Origin of the sequence: Aquincola tertiaricarbonis, from assembly GCF_023573145.1 — a bacterium.
Taxonomy (GTDB): domain Bacteria; phylum Pseudomonadota; class Gammaproteobacteria; order Burkholderiales; family Burkholderiaceae_C; genus Aquincola; species Aquincola tertiaricarbonis_B.
The window spans coordinates 1,657,593-1,676,636 of the sequence record NZ_CP097635.1 but is presented as its reverse complement, the minus strand read 5'-3'; the positions used below and the strand labels follow the sequence as shown (position 1 = coordinate 1,676,636).

At 65.2% G+C, this 19,044-nt stretch carries 19 protein-coding genes; 11 read left to right on the top strand and 8 right to left on the bottom strand.

All coding sequences use genetic code 11. From position 1 onward, the window contains the following. Window positions 1-30: 30 nt before the first annotated feature. Window positions 31-591: a cytochrome c oxidase subunit II gene (locus MW290_RS07735; RefSeq protein ID WP_250194102.1), complete on the top strand. Its 561-nt coding sequence runs from the start codon at window positions 31-33 to the stop codon at window positions 589-591. 17 nt (window positions 592-608) lie between these two features. Here the strand turns inward: MW290_RS07735 and MW290_RS07730 are convergent, their stop codons facing one another. From MW290_RS07730 to MW290_RS07695, 8 genes are all read right to left on the bottom strand, one after another. Then, window positions 609-977: a hypothetical protein gene (locus MW290_RS07730; RefSeq protein WP_250194101.1), complete on the bottom strand. Its 369-nt coding sequence runs from the start codon at window positions 975-977 to the stop codon at window positions 609-611. Window positions 978-1,089: 112 nt separating this feature from the next. Continuing rightward, window positions 1,090-2,070 (bottom strand): 2-hydroxyacid dehydrogenase, encoded by a 981-nt coding sequence (locus tag MW290_RS07725; protein WP_250194100.1) that lies wholly within the window; start codon window positions 2,068-2,070, stop codon window positions 1,090-1,092. Further along, complete coding sequence (locus tag MW290_RS07720) at window positions 2,067-3,011, bottom strand: sugar kinase (protein WP_250194099.1); 945 nt, start codon at window positions 3,009-3,011, stop codon at window positions 2,067-2,069. Before MW290_RS07720 ends, MW290_RS07725 begins: the two co-directional genes overlap by 4 nt. After that, entirely contained in the window at window positions 3,008-3,796 is a 789-nt protein-coding gene (locus MW290_RS07715; RefSeq protein ID WP_250194098.1) for a sugar phosphate isomerase/epimerase family protein, read from the bottom strand. Before MW290_RS07715 ends, MW290_RS07720 begins: the two co-directional genes overlap by 4 nt. Next, on the bottom strand, window positions 3,793-4,551 hold the full coding sequence (locus MW290_RS07710) for an amino acid ABC transporter ATP-binding protein (RefSeq protein WP_310740062.1): 759 nt from the start codon (window positions 4,549-4,551) through the stop codon (window positions 3,793-3,795). The genes MW290_RS07715 and MW290_RS07710 overlap by 4 nt, the downstream gene beginning before the upstream one ends. Window positions 4,552-4,579: 28 nt before the next feature. Then, a complete protein-coding gene (locus MW290_RS07705; RefSeq protein ID WP_250194097.1) occupies window positions 4,580-5,392 on the bottom strand; it encodes a transporter substrate-binding domain-containing protein in 813 nt (270 codons plus the stop codon). Between the two features lie 42 nt (window positions 5,393-5,434). Next, window positions 5,435-6,088 (bottom strand): amino acid ABC transporter permease, encoded by a 654-nt coding sequence (locus tag MW290_RS07700; protein WP_250194096.1) that lies wholly within the window; start codon window positions 6,086-6,088, stop codon window positions 5,435-5,437. After that, window positions 6,088-6,759: an amino acid ABC transporter permease gene (locus MW290_RS07695; RefSeq protein ID WP_250194095.1), complete on the bottom strand. Its 672-nt coding sequence runs from the start codon at window positions 6,757-6,759 to the stop codon at window positions 6,088-6,090. The genes MW290_RS07700 and MW290_RS07695 overlap by 1 nt, the downstream gene beginning before the upstream one ends. Before the next feature lie 314 nt (window positions 6,760-7,073). Here MW290_RS07695 and MW290_RS07690 point away from each other — a divergent pair, with 314 nt between their 5' ends. The 10 genes from MW290_RS07690 to acmB all read left to right on the top strand — a co-directional run bounded on the left by MW290_RS07690 (window position 7,074) and on the right by acmB (window position 18,637). After that, a complete protein-coding gene (locus MW290_RS07690; protein ID WP_250194094.1) occupies window positions 7,074-8,093 on the top strand; it encodes a PDDEXK nuclease domain-containing protein in 1,020 nt (339 codons plus the stop codon). Between the two features lie 95 nt (window positions 8,094-8,188). Beyond that, a complete protein-coding gene (locus MW290_RS07685) occupies window positions 8,189-9,586 on the top strand; it encodes an FAD-binding oxidoreductase (RefSeq protein ID WP_250194093.1) in 1,398 nt (465 codons plus the stop codon). Between the two features lie 330 nt (window positions 9,587-9,916). After that, on the top strand, window positions 9,917-10,555 hold the full coding sequence (gene queC, locus MW290_RS07680) for a 7-cyano-7-deazaguanine synthase QueC (protein WP_250194092.1): 639 nt from the start codon (window positions 9,917-9,919) through the stop codon (window positions 10,553-10,555). Window positions 10,556-10,562: 7 nt separating this feature from the next. After that, window positions 10,563-11,789: a GIY-YIG domain-containing protein gene (locus tag MW290_RS07675; RefSeq protein WP_250194091.1), complete on the top strand. Its 1,227-nt coding sequence runs from the start codon at window positions 10,563-10,565 to the stop codon at window positions 11,787-11,789. An 8-nt stretch (window positions 11,790-11,797) separates the two neighbouring features. Continuing rightward, on the top strand, window positions 11,798-13,465 hold the full coding sequence (locus tag MW290_RS07670) for an SIR2 family protein (RefSeq protein WP_250194090.1): 1,668 nt from the start codon (window positions 11,798-11,800) through the stop codon (window positions 13,463-13,465). Continuing rightward, a complete protein-coding gene (locus MW290_RS07665; RefSeq protein WP_250194089.1) occupies window positions 13,452-13,916 on the top strand; it encodes a nucleoside 2-deoxyribosyltransferase in 465 nt (154 codons plus the stop codon). The genes MW290_RS07670 and MW290_RS07665 overlap by 14 nt, the downstream gene beginning before the upstream one ends. A gap of 384 nt (window positions 13,917-14,300) precedes the next feature. Then, complete coding sequence (locus tag MW290_RS07660; RefSeq protein WP_250194088.1) at window positions 14,301-14,615, top strand: hypothetical protein; 315 nt, start codon at window positions 14,301-14,303, stop codon at window positions 14,613-14,615. Between the two features lie 98 nt (window positions 14,616-14,713). Further along, the gene (locus MW290_RS07655) at window positions 14,714-15,634 is read left to right on the top strand and encodes an AraC family transcriptional regulator (RefSeq protein WP_250194087.1); all 921 of its coding nucleotides are present in this window, start codon (window positions 14,714-14,716) and stop codon (window positions 15,632-15,634) included. A gap of 170 nt (window positions 15,635-15,804) precedes the next feature. Further along, a complete protein-coding gene (locus MW290_RS07650; protein ID WP_250194086.1) occupies window positions 15,805-17,433 on the top strand; it encodes a flavin-containing monooxygenase in 1,629 nt (542 codons plus the stop codon). A gap of 22 nt (window positions 17,434-17,455) precedes the next feature. Then, a complete protein-coding gene (acmB, locus tag MW290_RS07645) occupies window positions 17,456-18,637 on the top strand; it encodes a methyl acetate hydrolase AcmB (protein WP_250194085.1) in 1,182 nt (393 codons plus the stop codon). Window positions 18,638-19,044: the final 407 nt, after the last annotated feature.

The following is a 19,044-nucleotide window of genomic DNA, read 5'->3' as shown; positions in this document are numbered from 1 at the left end:
ACGCAGGCACGGCGTTTGATGAGAGGCGGCATGAGCCAGCCGCCAGCCCTGCACCGCCGCCTGTTGACCTGGGCCCTGCTGGGCGCGGTGGCGGTGCCGCTGGTGGTGCTGGCCGCGCTGTTGATGTACAGCGTGCTCGACCGCCACGTGCTGGAGGAAGCGCCGGGCCCGCCGCCGCTGGAAGTGACGGTGACGGCCAACGTGTGGTGGTGGGAGGTGCGCTACACCGACCCAGTGACCGGCCACACGGTGGTGGGCACCAACGAACTGCGCATACCGGTCGGCCGGCCGGTGCGGCTGCAACTCCGCACCACCGATGGCATTCACAGCCTGCGCGTGCCGCTGCTGATCAATGAGCGGGTGGACATCGTGCCCGGCCACGTGCGGGTGCTGGCGCTGCAGGCCTGGCGGCCCGCGGTGTATGAGGGCCAGTGCGACGAACCCACCGCCTCGGGCGTCAGCCGCATGGGGCTGCAGGTGGTGGCCCTGGCGCCCGCCCTTTTCACCAGCTGGCTGGCGCATGAGGGCCGGCTGGCCGCGGCGGCGCAGCGGACGGAGCCGGCCTCGGCTCGCCTGCCCACGCTGCGCTGAGCGCGGCTTCAGCCCGGTCAACGCGCGGCCGGGTCGCGGGGCGGGTCGTCTGCTGCGGTGGTCATCGGGTCGGTGATGGCCTTGCCCAGCGATTCCAGCACGTTGTCGTCGTCGTTCACATGCACGCCAGGGCGGCGCACGCCGGTGCTGTCGGGGTACTCCTGGCCGGGGTCGATGCCGGCGTCTTCACGCCGGGCCCAGTCGCCGTCCACCGGCTGCGGTCGGGCGGCCGGGCCCACGCCGGGCGCGTCATCGGGCGCGGTGGTGGCATGCGCCACACCGGCGTCGGTGGTGCTGGCCTGGCCGCCCACGTCGCCGGCGCCCTGCGGGCGGTGGCGTTCATCCGGCGTGGCCAGCGGTCGGGTGGTGGCTTCGGTGAGGCTCATGGGGTTCTCCTTGTCTTTGAAGAACCATGCTGCCCCCACCACGGCGCGCCGGCTGCGGGGCGAGGGCGCGATGGGGCGTGCGGGCTGTCCTACAGCCCGCTGCGGGCCCAGATCAGCGCACCGTGGCCGCGGGCGTTTGCCCGGCCAGGGCCTGCAGCAGGTTGCTGGTGGCCAGCACCGCCATGGCATGCCGCGTCTCGTGCGTGGCCGAGCCGATGTGCGGCAGCGGCGTCACGCGCGGGTGGGTGCGCAGCGGTGAATCGAGCGGCAGCGGCTCGGTGGCAAACACGTCCAGGCCGGCGCCGCGCAGGCGCCCGCTGTCGAGCGAGGCCAGCAGCGCGGCTTCGTCCACCACGCCACCGCGCGAGCCATTGACCAGCATCGCGCCGGGCTTCATGGCCGCGAAGCGCTCGGCGTTCATCAGGCCGCGCGTCTCGTCGGTCAAAGGCACCGTCAGCGCCACGATGTCGGCCTGGGCCAGCAGCTCGTCCAGGCTCACCTGGCGGGCCAGGCCGGCCAGGGCGGGCAGTTCTTCGTTCACGTTCACGGCCGAGCGGTTGTGGAACAGCACCGGCATGCCAAAGCCCAGCGCCGCCCGCCGCGCCAGCGCCTGGCCGATGCGGCCGAAGCCCACGATGCCCAGCGTCTTGCCGTGCACGTCCCAGCCGAACAGCGATTCGTCGATGTTCTTGTGCCAGCGGCCTTCGCGCACCAGCGCGGCCAGCTCCACCAGGCGGCGGCTGGTGGCCATGATCAACGCGAACAAGGTGTCGGCGGTGGTCTCGGTCAGCACGCCGGGCGTGTGGCACAGCATCACGCCACGTTCGCGCAGCGCCGGCAGCTCGTAGTTGTCGATGCCCACCGAGATGCTGGAAATCACCCGCAGCGCGGGCGCCTGCGCCAGCAGCGGCGCGTCGATGCGGTAGCTGGAGCCGATCAGGCCCTGCGCCCGCGGCAGCGCCTCGAAAAAGGCGTCGCGCTGCTCGGCCACGCGGGGGTTGGCCACGGTCACCTCATGCGCGGCCTGCAGCCGCGCCAGCTGGTCGGGCGGCAGTTCGCGGAACACCAGCACCTGCTGGCGGGGCGTGATCACAGGCCACTCTCCTGCAGCTGGGCCTGGGTGGGCAGGCCTTCGGTATCGCCCAGCACCTGCACCGCGCGCGCGCCGATCCAGGCGCCGCGGCGCACCGCCTCGGGCAGCGTGCGGCCGGCCAGCAGCGCGCTGATCACGCCCACTGCAAAGCCGTCACCGGCACCCACGGTGTCCACCACCTCGGCCACCGCAAAGCCCGGCACATGGCCGCTGGCCGCTTCGCTGCTGAAGTAGGCGCCGTCGGGGCCCAGCTTCACCACCACCACCTGCGCGCCCTGCGCGCGGTAGAAGGCGGCAATGCCTTCGGGCGTGTCGGCCCCGGTCAGCAGCCGGCCTTCTTCCAGGCCGGGCAGCACCCAGTCGGCCCGGGCGGCCAGGGCATTGATGGCTTCGCGCATCGCCTGGGTCGACGGCCACAGCGTGGGCCGCAGGTTGGGGTCGAAGGAGATGCTGCGGCCGGCGGCGCGCATCAGGCGCATCACCTCGTGTGCGGTGGCCAGCGTGTTGGGCGCAAGCGCCGCGAACACGCCGGTGGCATGCAGGTGGCGGGCCGCAGTGAGCCAGGGCACGTCGATGTCGGCCGGCGTGATCTGGCTGGCGGCAGAGCCCTTGCGGTGGTATTCCACCGGCGGGTCGCTGCCATCGGTGACGCGGCCCTTGAACTGGAAGGCGGTGCGCTGCGTGGGGTCGCACACCACGTGCGAGCAATCGATGCCTTCGGCCTGCATGGCCTTGAGCAGGTAGCGGCCCATCGACTCGGTGCCCAGCCGGCTGACCCAGCCCACGCGCAGGCCCAGCCGCGCCAGGCCGATGGCCACATTGGTCTCGGCCCCCGCGGTGCGCTTGTGGAAGCTGGCCACGTCTTCCAGCGGGCCGGGTTCGGCGGCGACGAACATCTGCATCGCCTCACCGAAGGTGACGACGTCCAGCGGCTCGCTCATGCCAGGCTCCTGGCCACGCTGCGCAGCGTGCTGATCTGCGTGCGGGTGACGTCCAGCAGATCGTCGCCCACCAGCGGGTATTCGATGGCCCAGGGCACGCCGGTGGGCAGCGTGCCCAGCACCGTGCGCCAGGCGGCGGATGAGTCGGCCAGCGGCACCGCCACCCATTTGGCCGGCAGCCGCTGCACGCCCTTGCAATGCACATAGCCCACGCGGCTGCCCAGCGCCAGCGCCGCCTGCAGCGGGCATTCGCCCAGCCAGTGCCAGTTGCCCAGGTCGAACACCAGCGGCAGCGGCAGCGCGGCATCGGCCGCGGCCTCGAAGAAGGGCTGCAGCGCCCGCACGGTGCCGGCAGGCACGGTCTGGTCGTTCTCGATCACCAGCTCGATGCCCGGGGCGGCCTGCAGTGCCGCGCGTAGCGCGGGCAGCTCGGCGGCCGAGGCTTCACGCGACTGCGCGCCATAACCGCCGATGGACATCTTGAGCCGTGGCGCGCCCAGCTGCCGGGTGGCCGCAAGCGCGCGTTGCAAGGCGGCCTGGTCCAGCTTGCCATCGGCCGCGAAGAGGCCTTCAGGGCTGGAATACACCGTGGCCAGGCCCAGCTGCAGCGTCACGTCGGCCAGCGCGGGCAGCTCCTGCGCCGCATCGGTCAACAGCTCGCCGCGCACTTCCACGCCATCGGCGCCGGCTTCGGCGGCCAGGCGGCTGAAGTACAGCTGGCCGTGCCGCCGCACCTCGGCGGCGCCGAAGGACGACAGCGAGATCAGGATCTGGGCTGCACTCATGCGTGCGCGCTGCTCAGGATCTGCCCCAGGAAGGCCTGGGTCTTGGCGTGCTGCGGCGCGCTGAAGAACTGCTGCGGCGGCGCCTGCTCCAGGATGCGGCCTTCGGCCATGAAGATCACGCGGTCGGCCACGCTGCGGGCAAAGCCCATCTCGTGCGTCACGCACAGCATGGTCATGCCGTCTTCGGCCAGGCCGATCATGGTGTCCAGCACCTCCTTCACCATCTCGGGGTCGAGTGCGGAGGTGGGCTCGTCGAACAGCATGATCTTGGGCGTCATGCACAGCGCGCGGGCAATGGCCACGCGCTGCTGCTGGCCGCCCGACAGCTGCGCCGGGTACTTGTGCGCCTGCTCGGGGATGCGCACCCGCTCCAGGTACTTCATCGCGGTGGCCTCGGCCTGGGCCTGCGGCACGCCGCGGGTGCTCATCGGCGCCAGCGTGCAGTTCTGCAGCACCGTGAGGTGCGGAAACAGGTTGAACTGCTGGAACACCATGCCCACCTCGCGCCGCACCGCGTCCACGTTGCGGGCGTTGGCCGTCAGGTCGATGCCATCGACCACGATGCGGCCCTGCTGCACCGTTTCCAGCCGGTTGATGCAGCGGATGAGCGTGGACTTGCCCGAGCCCGAAGGGCCGCAGATGACGATGCGTTCACCCGCCCGCACCTGCAGGTCGATGCCGGTGAGCACCTGGAACTGCCCGTACCACTTGTTGACGTTCTCGATGCGGATGATGGGTTCGGCGGCGGTGTTCATCGTGCGGCGCTCGGGTGGGTCAGGGGCTTCAGTTGGCGGCCGGCAGTTGCGGCAGCGGCGCGCCCAGCCACTTGGTGTAGAGCTTGTTCAGCTCACCGTTGGCGGTGTTCTTCTCGATCAGGCCGTCCATGGTCTTCAGCAGGTCGGCCTGGCCCGGGCGCATGGCCACGGCCATCAGCTGCTGGCGCAGCACCAGCTTCTGCTCGAAGGTGTCGGCACCGGCGCGCTTGGCGATTTGCGCGGCCACGGTGGTGGAGCAGCCGATGGCATCGACCTGGCCCGACAGCAGCGCCTGCATGGCCGAGGCGTCGTCGTCGAAGCGGCGGATCTCGGTGCCTTCCGGGGCGATGGCGGTGAGCGCCGTGTCTTGCGTGCTGGCACGGGCCACGGCCACGCGCACGCCCTTCAGGTCAGCCGGGGCCTTGATGTTGGCCTTCTTGGGCGCAAACAGCACGATGGTGGCTGCCGAGTACGGGCGCGAGAACTGCACCTGCTTGGCCCGCTCGGGCGTCACCGCCAATGAGGCGATGAGCACGTCCACCTTGTTGGTGAGCAGGAAGGGGATGCGGTTGGGGCCGGTGACGGGCACCAGGTTGAGCTTGACGCCCAGGTCCTTGGCCAGCAGCTTGGCCACGTCGGCGTCATACCCGTCGGGGTTGTTGCTGGTGTCCACCGTGCCGTACGGCGGAAAGTCCACCAGCATGCCCACGGTGAGCGTGCCCTTCTTCCTGATCTCGTCCACCGTTTGCGCCTGCGCCAGGGGCGCCCAGGCGGCCAGCAGGGTGCTGCAGGCCAGGGCGGCGGCAGCGGCGATGAAGGGGCGGCGGGACGTGGTGGACATCGGTGTCTCCGGTGATGGAAGCGAGAAAGAAGAAGCGGGGGCTCAGCGCTGCAGCGCCAGCGCCTGGCGGCGCTCGATGTGGCCGGCCCACAGCGACAGCGGCCAGCACAGCAGGAAGTAGATGGCGCCCACCACGCTGAACACGATCAGCGGCTGGAAGGTGGCGTTGTTGATGATCTGGCCGGCGCGGGTGATCTCGGTGAAGCCGATGATGGCCGCCAGCGAGGTGCCCTTGATCACCTGCACCATGTAACCCACGGTGGGCGGCAGCGCGATCTTGAAGGCCTGCGGCAGCACCACGCGGCGCATGCGGGCCACGTAGTGCAGGCCCAGCGCCTCGGCCGCTTCCCACTGGCCGCGGGGCACGGCCTGGATGCAGCCGCGCCAGATCTCGCCCAGGAAGGCGCCGGTGTTGAGCACCAGCGCCGTGCCGGCCGCCACCCAGGGGCTGACTTCCAGCCCCAGCACCGGCAGCCCGAAGAAGATGAGGAACAGCTGCAGCAGCAGCGGCGTGCCCTGGAACACCTGGATGAAGGCGCCCGCCACCGCCATGGGCAAAGGCTTGTCGGAGGTGCGGGCCAGCGCCAGCAGCAGGCCCACCGCGGCACCGCCGATGAAGGCGATGAGCGACAGGGCGATGGTCCACTGCGCCGCGGCAGCGATGAACCACAGGTCGTTGAGGCCGAAGGTACGCATCAGCGGCGGTCCGGGTAGGAGAGGAAACGGCGCTGCATCAGGCGGAACAGGGCCGAGAAGGCCATGGCCAGCGCCAGGTAGATGAGCGCCACCACGATGTAGATCTCGAAGCTGCGGAAGGTTTGCGACTGCAGGTTGGCCGCCACCGAGGTGAGGTCGTCGGCCGAGATCACCGACACCACCGCGCTGCTGAGCATCAGCAAAATGAACTGGCTGGTAAGCGCCGGAAAGATGGCGCGCAGCGCAGGCTTGAGCACGATGAGCCGGAAGATCTGGTGGCGCTTCATGTTCAGCGCCAGGCCGGCCTCGATCTGCCCCTTGGGAATGGACTCGATGCCGGCGCGGATGATCTCGGTGGCATAGGCCCCCAGGTTCACCACCATGGCCGTGAGCGCGGCGGTGTACGGCGACCAGCGCAGCCCGATGGCCGGCAGCGCAAAGAAGAAGAAGAACAGCTGCACCAGGAACGGCGTGTTGCGGATCAGCTCGATGTAGGCCTGGATGACCCAGCGCAGCGGCCGCGGCCCCGAGGTCTTGCCCCAGGCACACACGATGGCCACCACCAGCCCCAACACCGTGGCGGTGAGCGACAGCTGCACGGTGATCCACGTGCCCTTGAGCAACAGCGGCCAGGCGGCCAGCACGTCGGCGAATTGGAGGGTGTAGTTCACGGTGGGGTACGGCTTGGGGGCGTCTGGCGGCTTCGGGCGGCCTCTGGAGCGGCGCGCCGTGAAACCGGTTTCTTGATGGGTTCAGTGTAGGAAACCGGTTTCAGGGTGGGATTGGGGATTTCCCGGGGGATGGGCATCTTGTGCTGCACCTTGGGCGACAAGCCAACGGCCACAATCCGCCGTCACCGTCGACCGCCATGACCGCGTCGACGCCCGCCAACGACTCTCCCAGACAGCCACTTCCCGTCATGACCTCCAGGAGCCGTAAGCCAACGAGCGGTAAACAGGCGACCCCGGCCGCCGGCCTAGCGCCCTTGCTGGGCACCCTGCGCGAACTCATCGCCGATGCGCGGCAGCAGGTGTTGCGGGCTGTGGATGTGGCGCAGGTGCAGACCTACTGGCACATCGGTCGGCACATCGTGGAGTTCGAGCAAGGCGGCTCGCAGCGGGCGGCCTATGGACAGCGCTTGCTGCCCCAGTTGGGCCAGGCGCTGTCGGCAGAGTTCGGACGGGGCTTTGATGCCACCAACCTGCGCCACATGCGGGCGTTCTACCAGGCCTTTCCAATTCGCGACGCACTGCGTCGCGAATTGAGCTGGACCCACTACCGCCTGCTGTTGCGAGTGGACAGTACCGAAGCGCGGCAGTGGTACGTGCACGAAGCCGCGAGCCAAAACTGGAGCACCCGGGCCCTGGAGCGGCAGATCGGCAGCCTGTACTACGAACGCCTGCTGCTGAGCCAGGACAGGGCCGCCGTCAGCGAGGAGGCACACGCGAACCTCAAGGCGCTGGAAGACTCTCCACGCGCCTTTGTGCGCGACCCGGTGATGCTGGAGTTTCTCGGCTTGCCCGGTGCCGGCCGTTTGCTCGAAGCCACGCTGGAAGCGGCGCTGATGGACAAGCTGCAGCAGTTCCTGATGGAGCTGGGCAAGGGCTTCGCCTTCGTGGCCCGGCAGCAGCGCATCAGCACCGAGACCCAGGACTTCTACATCGACCTGGTGTTCTACAACTACCTGCTCAAGTGCTTCGTGCTGATAGACCTGCAAACCGGGCCGCTCACGCACCAGGACGTGGGGCAGATGGACATGTACGTGCGCATGTACGACGAACTGCGCCGGGGAGAGGGCGACAACCCGACCGTCGGCATCTTGCTGTGCGGCAGCAAGGACCAATCGGTGGCGCGCTACTCGGTGCTTCATGGCAGCGAGCAACTGTTCGCCAGCAAGTACCGCCTGATCCTGCCCAGCGAAGAAGAACTGCGGCTGGAACTGCAGCGCGACCGCGAGGCCATCGAAGAACACAAGCGCTTGAACAGCGAGGGCGGCACGCCGTGATGGCGGCTCGCGTCACGCGACTGAACACCAGCAAGGCTGGGCACTAGATACTCGGCCGCATGCCCCCGCCGCCATCGATCGACAGACGCCGCCTCATGGTGGGATCACTCGGCGCTGCAGGCGCACTGGCCACGGGCACTGGCTCGGCGGCAACGCCCGCGCCACTGCTGGTGGAAAACGTCACCCGGCTTTACCCCGTCGAGGTCGCGCGCATCGACGTGGTTCACAGCGCGGCCGATGTGGCGGCGGCCATCACCCGCTGGCCCGGCCAGGTGGCCGTGGGCGGTGGCCGCTACAGCATGGGCGGGCAGATCGGCGTGAAGGGCGGCCTGCACATCGACATGCGGGCGATGAACCAGCTGGTGTGGGTGAGGCCTGCTGACCGCGCCGTGCGCGTGCAAGCCGGCATGCGCTGGCGCGACCTGCAAGACGTGCTCGACCCGCTGGGCCTGGCCGTGAAGATCATGCAGAGCTACAGCAACTTCACGATCGGCGGCTCTGTCTCGGTGAACTGCCACGGCCGCTACGTCGGCCTGGGGCCGGTGGGGCATTCAGTGCGGGCGCTGCAACCGGTGACGGCCGATGGCGCGGTGCTGGAAGTGAATCCCGAGCAAAGGCCGGACCTACTTGCGGCGGCCATCGGCGGCTACGGCGCGGTGGGCGTGATCACCGAAGTGGAACTGGACGTGGTGCCCAATGTGCGCATCGAGCGCCGGGTACAGCAGGTGCCGCTGGAAGGCTATGCAGACTTCTTCCTGCAGACGGTGAAGCCCGACCCGACCGCCGTGCTGCACAACGCCGACCTGCTGCCGCCCCACTTCAACGCGCCCGTGAGCGTGACCTGGCACCGCGTGGCCGACGACACGCCATTGACCGAGCCGCGCCGGCTGGTGCCCCGGGGCGCCAGCTACGCGCTGGAGCAAAACGCCATCTTCGTGATGACCGAACTACCGGGCGGCGCGCTGCTGCGCGAGAAGGTGACTCACCCGGCGTTGATGCGACCGAAGGTCGTGAAATGGCTGAACCACGAAGCCAGCCTGGACGTGGCCGAACTGGAACCCCGCACCCGGGCCGTGTCGACCTATGTGCTGCAGGAGTACTTCATCCCCGAGCCGGCGTTCCTGAGCTTTGCGAAGGCCATGGCCAAGGTGCTGCGCCAGAACGAAGTGGAAGCGCTGAACGTCTCGATCCGGCATTCACCGGCGGACCGGGTATCGGTGCTGCCCTGGGCCAAGGAGCCGGTGTTCTCCTTCGTCCTGTACTACAAGCAGCGCACCTGGGCCAGCGCGCGGGAGCGGGTGGGCCAGTGGACGCGGGCGCTGATCGATGTGACGCTGGAACACGGCGGGCGGTACTACCAGCCGTATCAGCTGCATGCGACGGTGGGGCAGTTTGGGAGGGGGTATCCGGAGGTGGAGGGGCTGAGGCGGGTGAAGACGGCGGTCGACTCGGCGGGGAAGTTTTCGAATGAGCTTTGGCGCCCCCTCCTGTGAATGCTCGTTGACGTCCGGTCTGGCAGTGTGAACCTCCTTGTCGTCAACAGGCATCTGAATGGGACTGGGTGCGGTCAGCCAAGCACGATGGCCGAAAGGCTTCGGACTCGGAAACCTGACATTAGGGGTAACACCTCTGCGTCCGCTGTTCTCAGAACAACTGCCAGGCACGACCACTTAGGCTGCGGCTTCGCTCGGTGACGCTCTGCGCGCGGGCGCTGTACGATGACAGCAGGCTAGGCCCGTTTGGAGCTGGGCTCGCGGCGCGCACTGCGAGCCTTTAGGCGTGAGACAGCAGCCCTGTGGAAATCTGCGGAAACGGAGCGCGAAGTGGGAAAAGAAAAGCGAAAGGTTGTTGTGCTGCATAGCGGTGGGTTGGACTCCACCGTCTGCATGCTACTTGCCCAGTCTCGTGGCCACGAAGTCGTTAGCCTGGGCGTCAGCTACAACCAGCATCACCACGTCGAGCTGGACTATGCCGCGGCCCAGTGCGCTCGCTTCGGCATTGAGCGGAAGATTGTGTCTGTCGCTTGGAGCAAGCCCGCACGCGAGATTCCGAAAAATCGCTCGGTGGCGGAAATCAAGAAGGGTGTTTCGAGTGCCTTCCTTCCTGGCCGGAATGGGATTTTCCTCATGTTGGCCTCGGCCGAAGCTGCTGGAATTGGCGCCGACGAAGTCTGGACGGGAATCAATTCCGTTGATTTTTCCGGCTATCCCGACTGCCGCCCCGAGTTCATCGCAAGTTTCAGAGACATGCTCTCTTATGCCATTCCCAAGGGTCCAAAGCTCTTGGCGCCGCTGCAAGCGAAGTCGAAACCTCAGATTGCCAAGCTCGCCCAGCGTCTGGGCTTGCAGCGCCATGACACCTGGAGCTGCTATCGCCCGAAGATTTCGGCGGCCGGATTCGTACCATGCGGCGCGTGCGATGCGTGCAAGCTCCACGAGTTCGCGTGGCAGGACCTAAGGTGAGGCATCCGTGGAGAAGACCCACTCGAATACGGTTTGTTTAGTCGCCTGTACCAGCAGGAAGAGTGATCAGCCGGCGACAGCCGAATTTATCTATCGGTCACCGCTATTTTCGGCTGCACGCAGCTACGCCGAAAAGCGTGCCGATCAATGGTTTATCCTTTCCGCAAAGCACGGTCTGCTGTCCCCCAAGGACGTAATCGCCCCTTACGACGAGTCGCTCCTAAGTCAAAGTGAAGCGCAGCGACGGACATGGGCTGCCGGTGTCCTCAAAGCCTTTCGTGCGCGCGTCCCCGTCGGCAGTCGTGTCATATTTCTAGCCGGATCTGCGTATCGTTCATATCTTGCTCCCGCATTTGAGTCAGAAGGCCATGAAACCGCAGCACCGATGTCGGCACTTGGGATTGGTAGCCAAGTGGCTTGGCTGCAGAAAGTCGAAAGCGAACACGCGCGCCTGTCGCACATTGATCGCTTCTACAGGCTTCTGGAACGAGTTGCCGCTTTAACTACCGGCTTGAGCCGGAGACTTTCTCAGCAGACAACCGCGTCTGTTCGACAAAAACGTGGCATTTACTTCTTCTTCGAAGATGGAGAGATGCGCATGACTGCACCATTCCAGCACCGCGTTGTTCGAATAGGCACTCATTCGGTCAGTCAGGGATCAAAGGCCACCCTTTGGAACCGCCTTCGCACTCACCGTGGCGGAGGCGACGGCCTCGGTAATCACCGCGGATCGATCTTTCGCCTTCACGTGGGTGAATCCCTCATACGACTTGGGGAGCTCGAACCGATCTTCCCGACATGGGGCAAGGGGCAGTCTGCATCGGCCGAAGTTCGCTCGGCAGAAGAAGAGATTGAGCTCGCAGTCTCCGAGTATATTGGAGGTATGCAAGTCGCATGGCTAGAGGTGCCTGACCCTTCGTCGGCCGATAGTGATCGCGGCTACCTAGAAAGGAATTTCATCGCGCTCCTAGCAGGCCCAACAGGGCCGCTGGATCTGCCAAGTGGGAATTGGCTAGGCCGATGGAGCACTCGCGGAGCTGTCACAAGCTCAGGGCTCTGGAACGTTAATCACGTCTACGAAACATTTGATCCAAGATCGCTAGACGTATTCGAACAACACATTGAAGTTGCCGAGGGACGACGTGCCAAAACAGAGCAGTCGTTGGCGCCGAGCGGATGGCGCTTGCGCATCAAAGACCGCGAGAACGCGAGCGGCCAAATTGACTTGCTATAGGGGATAGTATGTCCAGGGAAAAAGAAGACGATAAGGCTTTTTGCGATCTGCTGAGGCAGTACCCCCGTGCAATCGTGCATTTGCGTTCGCAAGTTCGCAAGCAGCGCTTCGGCACGATCCTTGGAGCAGGAATAAGCATTGATTTCGGCGCCCCTCAGTGGGGCAAATTGATCAATGACATTGCTTCTGATCCCGACGTAGACGGAAATGACGTAGCGAATGGCGCAGCGTTCAAGGGTATGGCAGCGCCCTACCAGACCGAAATCCTCTACCAAAAGTTTCGGGCGGCGTTTTCTGGGAAGCACGCCGATCTATCTCCCGCCGAGCAGCAGAACACTGCTACGGCAGCGTGGCTCAAAATTTGCCAGAAATATTTATACAAAACGCCGCCGATCGATATAGCTGCCGAGCTACCCAAACACCCCTATATGGAAGCGCTTATCCCGCTCGTCCAAAATAGTGCACTAACTATCAATTTCAACTTCGACGACTATCTCGAGCGAGCGCTCGCCGAAAGGAAACGAGAAAAAGATAAGGGGAACCGCGGCTTCGAGGTTGTCACTGACCCTTGGCCACAATTTCGGCGGCAAGACTGCGTGATTTATCATCTGCACGGATATGTTCCGGCAGGCCTTATGGAAAAGACGGTCGACCGATTTGTTTTTTCAGAGGCTTCGTATTCGAAGCAGTACGTTGGAGCGCGCGGTCACGACTCGTCGTTTCTTTTGGCTCACTTCGCCAGAAAAACCTGCCTGCTAGTCGGGTGCTCGCTAGAAGCCGAACTCAGAAATGTCTTGATGCGTGGCGCCGAGACAAATCCCGGCAACTTCCATTACTATTGCCACTGGATCCCCAATAAGGAAACGCTTTCTGATGTTGAACGACATCTCATTTCCGAGACAAATTTCAAGGTTTACAATCTTATAACCCTTTTTCTGACGTCCTCGGAAATTAGGCTGCTGCTAAAGCTAATTAATGAAAGTGAAGTTCCGGACGGCAAGCTTAAGGACTTGGCGAAACGTAGCGCCACCCCCCTGAAGTACACTTTCTATATGACCGGCTCCATTGGGGTTGGCAAGAGTACGACCACCAGTCATCTTCGCAATCTGAATGTTTTGGATGAGTGGCTCGAACCTCGACCAGAGGTACTAAGTATCCCCTGGGACAAGCTTACGGACGATCAGCGGTCCTTCACAGACGATTGGATCGCTGGTCAATTTGAGCAAAAGAACGACACGCTGAGGCACGAGGAGAATGCTGTGATCAGTGTTGTTGACCGCCCACCGCTCGATCCACTAGTCTTCACGCCTAAGAGCGAGCGGCCCTCCAAGGCAAAATTCCTAGCGGATCGCCTCTGCCCTGATGACGGACACGGCGGCTACGGCGTCGAAGAAGGCGTCGTCATACTCTTGCTCGGTGACCCCAAAGAGCTGTCTGCCCGGGTACGTGCCACCGGTAGGGAAGAATATACTGCGAAGAAGTTGGAAGAAATGCAGATCGACATGAAGGAGCTGTATGAATCCATGCCGGGCACCATCACGATCGACACGCAGTTTATGGGTATCGCGGAGCTAACCAAGCGAGTCGCCGAGGTAATCCACCGTCACGAATATGTGCCAGCGGATTTGACTACGAAGCTGAAGAGCTACATCGGAGCAGGCGGTGGAGCGGTTTGATCACAACCGGCCGCTTGTTTACCTCGCGGCCCCCCTCTTTTCAGAAGCTGAACTCAACTTCAACCTCGCTCTGACGACGCGAATTGAGGCAAGCTTGGATGTCTATCTGCCGCAAAGAGACGGAGGCAAGCTCGTGGATCTGCTGGCGTGCGGGGTGGAGGAGAATGCAGCCTACAAGTCGATATTCGACCGCGACTTGCGAGCCCTTGATGCCGCCTGTGCTCTGATCATCGTGCTAGATGGACGTGCGATCGACGAAGGCGCAGCCTTTGAGCTCGGGTACGCGTATGCCCATAGGAAGCTGTGCTTCGGTCTCCAAACCGATCCGCGACGTCTGCTGCCAGCAGGAAACAACCCAATGATCGAAATGCCGCTGCAAAAGATCTTCCGCAGCATCGAGAGTGCTGGCGAATGGGCAGACTCGTTCGCTCGTTCCCAAATAACGCTTTAATGGTAGCCAATATCGAAGCCGCGCGGGTTGGCGCAGTTACAGATGCAGATCCATTGCCACAGATTTAGCTTTTTTGAAGATCGAGTGAAGCACTAAGCGATGTTTGCAGCAGGGTCGGCTTCAATCCGTCGCACGTCGCGAGAGAGTTGCCGTTGCGGCGCGATCAGCAGGCGACCCCAAGGTCAGCTGTTCCTAGGATGGCTGCCGCCCAGGTCGCCACCGAACCGCCGATCCATGCGTCTGCTTGGCGGCTACTACCGTGAGGCCGCCCGCTGCAAGTAAGTGACTCCGCATGCGTTAAAGCAACCAGTCAATGTGAAGCGGTCAAACACAGTCGCACCGGACAGAATCAGACGAATCAACCCCAGCCGTGTTCCTGAGTTGATGGTCAAGCATTTCCCCGAGGTGCAGGCAGCCAGCCGCTCCTGGATCGTGGCTGCGGATGAGCATGGGTTACGAACAAATGTGCTGGCTGATTTGCTGGACCAGCATGTCCCACCCGGCGATCTGCTGGTAGAGGTACACCGCAAGCTGGGCGACTGCTTACCAAGGCGGCAAGCCGTGGACTTTGTCGCTGCCCACATCGGCAAGGGCAATATTCGAATCACCGACCGCGCCTTTCGCGGGTTCCTCGTGGTCGCCGCCCATAGGGTTGCCACCGGCTTGTCGGCCGTGCCTGAGCACCGGCCCACTGCCTGAAACAACCATCTCCTGCGCCCCTCCCCCGCCGGGTACTCCCCCTTGACTCCCCCCACCCCACTCGCTGCAATCCCTCCCTGACTTCCTGGGAGCCCGCCGTGCGAGCACTTCCCTCGATTCCCGCGCCGCCGGCGCGGCGGCCTGAGCGCATCGGCTATGCCGACTTGCCCGTGTGGGTGCCGGGCGAGATCCTGTGCGCCAGCGACGACCTGCACTGGCAGGGCGTCAGCCAGCGCACCTACCGCTACCGCGGGCAGGACGTGGAGATTCCGCCGCTGGACTGCTTCTTGATCGTGCAGTACGAAGACGGCTTCACGCCCATGCGGCGGCAGTTCGATGGTCGGTGGACGCGCACCAGCTGCGCGGCCGGGCTGTTCTCGTTGATGACCGAATCGGCCGACTCGCACTGGCACTGGACCGAGGACATCGTGGTGTCGCACGTGTACCTGACCAACGACCTGCTGTGCCGCCTGGCCAGCGAGATGGAAGGCCGGCCGGTGGACGAGGTGCGCCTGCACGACGTGCTGAGCGGCGCCGACCCCATCGTCACGCAGATGACGCACCTGCTGCGCCAAGAGGCCACCACCGCCAGCGTGGGCTGCTCGCTGTATGCCGAGGCGCTGTCTACCCAGCTGGGCATTCACCTGCTGCGGCACTACGCGGCCTTTCGGTTCAAGCAGGCGCCGCGCGATGAGCGGCTGCACCCGGTGCAGGCGCGCCGGCTGCAGGAGTATGTGGATGCGCACCTGTGCGAGCCCATCTCGCTGGAGCAGCTGGCCCGCGTGGCCGGCGTGGGCGTGTGCGCGCTGGGCCGCCTGCTGCGCAGCAGCTGGGGCACCACGGCCCACCGCTACGTGATCGACCGCCGGGTGGAGCGTGCGCGCCAGCTGCTGCACCACGGCAACCTGCCGCTGAAGGCGGTGGCCGCGGCCACCGGCTTTGCCGACCAGGCGCACATGACGCGCACGCTCAAGGCCCGGCTGGGCCGCACGCCCGGCGAGCTGCGGCGCGGGCACTGACAGGCAGACCGACGCACAGACCGACCTACCCGGGGTTTGCCCGGGCCGGGCCGAATCTTCAACGCGCGCGCAGCGATTGTTCAAGCCCGCGCGGCTGGCCCTTCCTAACCTGCGGCTCCCGCCTGAACGCTGGCGTTCGGGGCGGATTGATCCACCGCATGGAGAGGAAGATGACGGAACCCATTCCATCGAACGGCAGCACCACCCGCACGCTCGACGCGCTGATCATCGGCGCCGGCGTGGCCGGCCTGTACCAGCTGCACCAGCTGCGGCAGCTGGATTTGAAGGTGCGTGTGTACGACGCCGCGAGCGACGTGGGCGGCACCTGGTACTGGAACCGCTACCCCGGCGCCAAGTTCGACTCAGAGGCCTACATCTACCAGTACCTGTTTGACAAAAGCCTGTACACCGATTGGACCTGGAGTTCGAAGTTTCCCGGCCAGCCCGAGATCGAGCGCTGGATGCACTACGTGACCGACCGGCTGGCGCTGCGGCCCGACATCCAGTTCAACACCCGCATCACCCGCGCGGAGTGGGACGACAGCCGCGGCCGCTGGCGGGTGAGCACCGACACCGGCGAGCAGATCGACACCCAGTACCTGATCACCTGCGCCGGCATGCTGTCGGCGCCGATGGAGAAGGTGTTCGAGGGGCAGGAGAGTTTTGCCGGCCGCATCTTCCACACCGGGCGCTGGCCGCACCAGCCGCTGGACCTGCGCGAGCAGCGCGTGGGCGTGGTGGGCATCGGCGCCACCGGCATCCAGGTGATCCAGACCATTGCCGACCAGGTGAAGCAGCTGAAGGTGTTCATCCGCACGCCGCAGTATGTGCTGCCGATGAAGAACCCCAGCTATGGCGAGCGCGAGGCCGCGGCCTACAAGGCGCGCTTCGAGGAGCTGCGCGACACACTGCCCCACAGCTTCACCGGCTTTGAGTACGACTTCACCCGCCAGTGGGCCACCGACACGCCCGAGCAGCGCCGCGCCTGGCTGGAAGAGGTGCATGCCGATGGCTCGCTCAAGCTGTGGCTGGCCTCGTACGCCGAGATGTTCTTCGACGAGCAGATCAGCGAAGAGATCTCGGAGTTTGTGCGCGAGAAGATGCGCCAGCGCCTGAAGGACCCCCGCCTGTGCGAGCTGCTGATTCCGCAGGACTACGGCTTCGGCACGCATCGCGTGCCGCTGGAAACCAACTACCTGGAGGTGTACCACCGCCCGAACGTGGAAGCGGTGAGCGTCAAGGCCAACCCGATAGCGCGCATCGTGCCGCAGGGCATTCAGCTGGCCGATGGCACGGTGCATGAGCTGGACGTGATCGTGCTGGCCACGGGCTTTGATGCGGGCACCGGCGCGTTGACGCGCATCGACATCCGCGGCCGCGGCGGCCGGTCGCTGCGCGACGACTGGTTCACCGACATCCGCACGACCATGGGCCTGGCCAAGCACGGCTACCCCAACCTGCTGACCACCGCGGTGCCGCTGGCGCCTTCGGCTGCGCTGTGCAACATGACCACCTGCCTGCAGCAGCAGACCGAATGGATCACCGGCCTGGTGGGCCACATGCGCCGCCACGGCAAGCGCGTGGTGGAGCCCACCGCCGCCGCGGAAGCCGCCTGGGTGCGCCACCACGACGAAACGGCCAATGCCACGCTGATCAGCAAGACCACGTCGTGGTATGTGGGTTCCAACGTACCCGGTAAGCCACGGCGCGTACTGTCTTACACCGGCGGCGTGGGCGACTACAAGCGCCGCTGCGACGAGGTGGCGCGTGATGGCTACCCCGGATTCGAGATGCACTGACCACAGCACAGGAGACAAACCCATGAGCAAGCAGTTGCAGGCCACGCTGGACTCCATCTTGAAGAGCACGGTGGAAGACAGCCCCCAGGTGCCCGGCGTGGTGGCAATGGTCACCGACCGCAATGGCAATGTGTATGAGGGCGCGGCCGGCGTGCGCCGCCTGGGCGCACCGGCGCCGATGAGCACCGACACGGTGTTTGCCATCTTTTCCACCACCAAGGCCATCACCGCCACCGCCGCGCTGCAGCTGGTGGAAAGCGGCCAGCTGGACCTGGACGCACCGGCCGCGCGGTATGCGCCGGCCATCGGCCAGCTGCAGGTGCTGGAAAGCGTTGACGAGCAGGGCAACGCCCGCACGCGCCCGCCCAAGACGCAGGTGACCACCCGCCAGCTGCTGACGCACACCGGCGGCTTTGGCTACGACTTCTTCAACGAAAACTACAAGCGCCTGGCCGATGCGGGCAAGCAGCCCAGCGTGATCACCGCCACCCGCGCCGCGCTGCAAACGCCGCTGCTGTTCGACCCCGGTGAGCGCTGGGAATACGGCAGCAACATCGACTGGGTGGGCCAGGTGGTGGAAGGCATCACCGGCCAGCGCTTGGGCGAGGTGTTCCGCCAGCGCATCTTTGCGCCGCTGGGCATCGAGGACATGACCTTCGAGATCGACGACCGCCTGCGCGCCCGCGTGGCCGGCATGCATGCGCGCCACCCCGACGGCCGGCTGGAAGCGATGGACTTCGAGCTGCCCGCCAAGCCCGAAGTGCACTGCGGCGGTCACGGCCTCTATGGCACGGTGGGTGAGTACATGAAGTTCATCCGCATGTGGCTGAACGACGGGGCCGGCCCGCACGGCCGCGTGCTCAAGCCCGAGACGGTGGCCATGGCCTGCCAGCGCCACCTGGACCCCAAGCTGAAGGTGACGATGCTGCCCGGCGTGATCAAGACGCTGTCGAACGACGCGGAGTTTTTCCCCGGCCTGCCCAAGGCCTGGTCACTGCCCTTCATGATCAACGAAGCACCCGCCCCCACCGGCCGCCCGGCCGGCGCCCAAGGCTGGGCAGGCCTGGCCAACCTGTTCTATTGGGTCGACCGCGAAAGCGGCATCGGCGGCTTCTGGGCCACGCAGATCCTGCCCTTCGGCGACCCGGGCTCGTTCATGGGCTACGTCAACTTCGAGACGGCGACGTACCAGGCTTATCGCTGAAGAAGGGTCAGGCCGACTTCCAAATGACGAGCTTGTCGAACTCCGTGACGGCGCATTTGGGCTCCTAAAAGCGGCCACATTTTTGATTGACGGAACAAAGCGCGGCCCAATGGCCGCGCTGCGCGTTGGTGCGCGACAAGATGGTCACCTTGCACGGATGGCGCCAATTCGACGACTTGGTGCATCGCCAGCGCCTCATTCAACCTGCAGCATTGGCTCTGTGCGAAACGCGACAATTGCGTGATGTTTTTCGCGGTCAACATTCACGACAAATGTCCGACCTGTGGTCCATCGATTGCTTGAAGCAGAAGGCCTTTGACCGGCACGAGTGCCAACGCTAGGCTCAAGCCGCACGGCACCGCCGTGCTGCAGCTTCATTGCAAAGGATCCATATCCCACCACAAGTC

What these genes read in the sequence shown, in the direction of transcription:
- MW290_RS07735 (WP_250194102.1), top strand. Translation starts at nt 31, where the DNA reads ATGAGCCAGCCGCCAGCCCTGCACCGCCGCCTGTTGACCTGGGCCCTG.
- MW290_RS07730 (WP_250194101.1), bottom strand. Translation starts at nt 977, where the DNA reads ATGAGCCTCACCGAAGCCACCACCCGACCGCTGGCCACGCCGGATGAA.
- MW290_RS07720 (WP_250194099.1), bottom strand. Translation starts at nt 3,011, where the DNA reads ATGAGCGAGCCGCTGGACGTCGTCACCTTCGGTGAGGCGATGCAGATG.
- MW290_RS07715 (WP_250194098.1), bottom strand. Translation starts at nt 3,796, where the DNA reads ATGAGTGCAGCCCAGATCCTGATCTCGCTGTCGTCCTTCGGCGCCGCC.
- MW290_RS07710 (WP_310740062.1), bottom strand. Translation starts at nt 4,551, where the DNA reads ATGAACACCGCCGCCGAACCCATCATCCGCATCGAGAACGTCAACAAG.
- MW290_RS07705 (WP_250194097.1), bottom strand. Translation starts at nt 5,392, where the DNA reads ATGTCCACCACGTCCCGCCGCCCCTTCATCGCCGCTGCCGCCGCCCTG.
- MW290_RS07700 (WP_250194096.1), bottom strand. Translation starts at nt 6,088, where the DNA reads ATGCGTACCTTCGGCCTCAACGACCTGTGGTTCATCGCTGCCGCGGCG.
- MW290_RS07685 (WP_250194093.1), top strand. Translation starts at nt 8,189, where the DNA reads ATGGTGGGATCACTCGGCGCTGCAGGCGCACTGGCCACGGGCACTGGC.
- MW290_RS07670 (WP_250194090.1), top strand. Translation starts at nt 11,798, where the DNA reads ATGTCCAGGGAAAAAGAAGACGATAAGGCTTTTTGCGATCTGCTGAGG.
- MW290_RS07660 (WP_250194088.1), top strand. Translation starts at nt 14,301, where the DNA reads ATGGTCAAGCATTTCCCCGAGGTGCAGGCAGCCAGCCGCTCCTGGATC.
- MW290_RS07650 (WP_250194086.1), top strand. Translation starts at nt 15,805, where the DNA reads ATGACGGAACCCATTCCATCGAACGGCAGCACCACCCGCACGCTCGAC.
- acmB (WP_250194085.1), top strand. Translation starts at nt 17,456, where the DNA reads ATGAGCAAGCAGTTGCAGGCCACGCTGGACTCCATCTTGAAGAGCACG.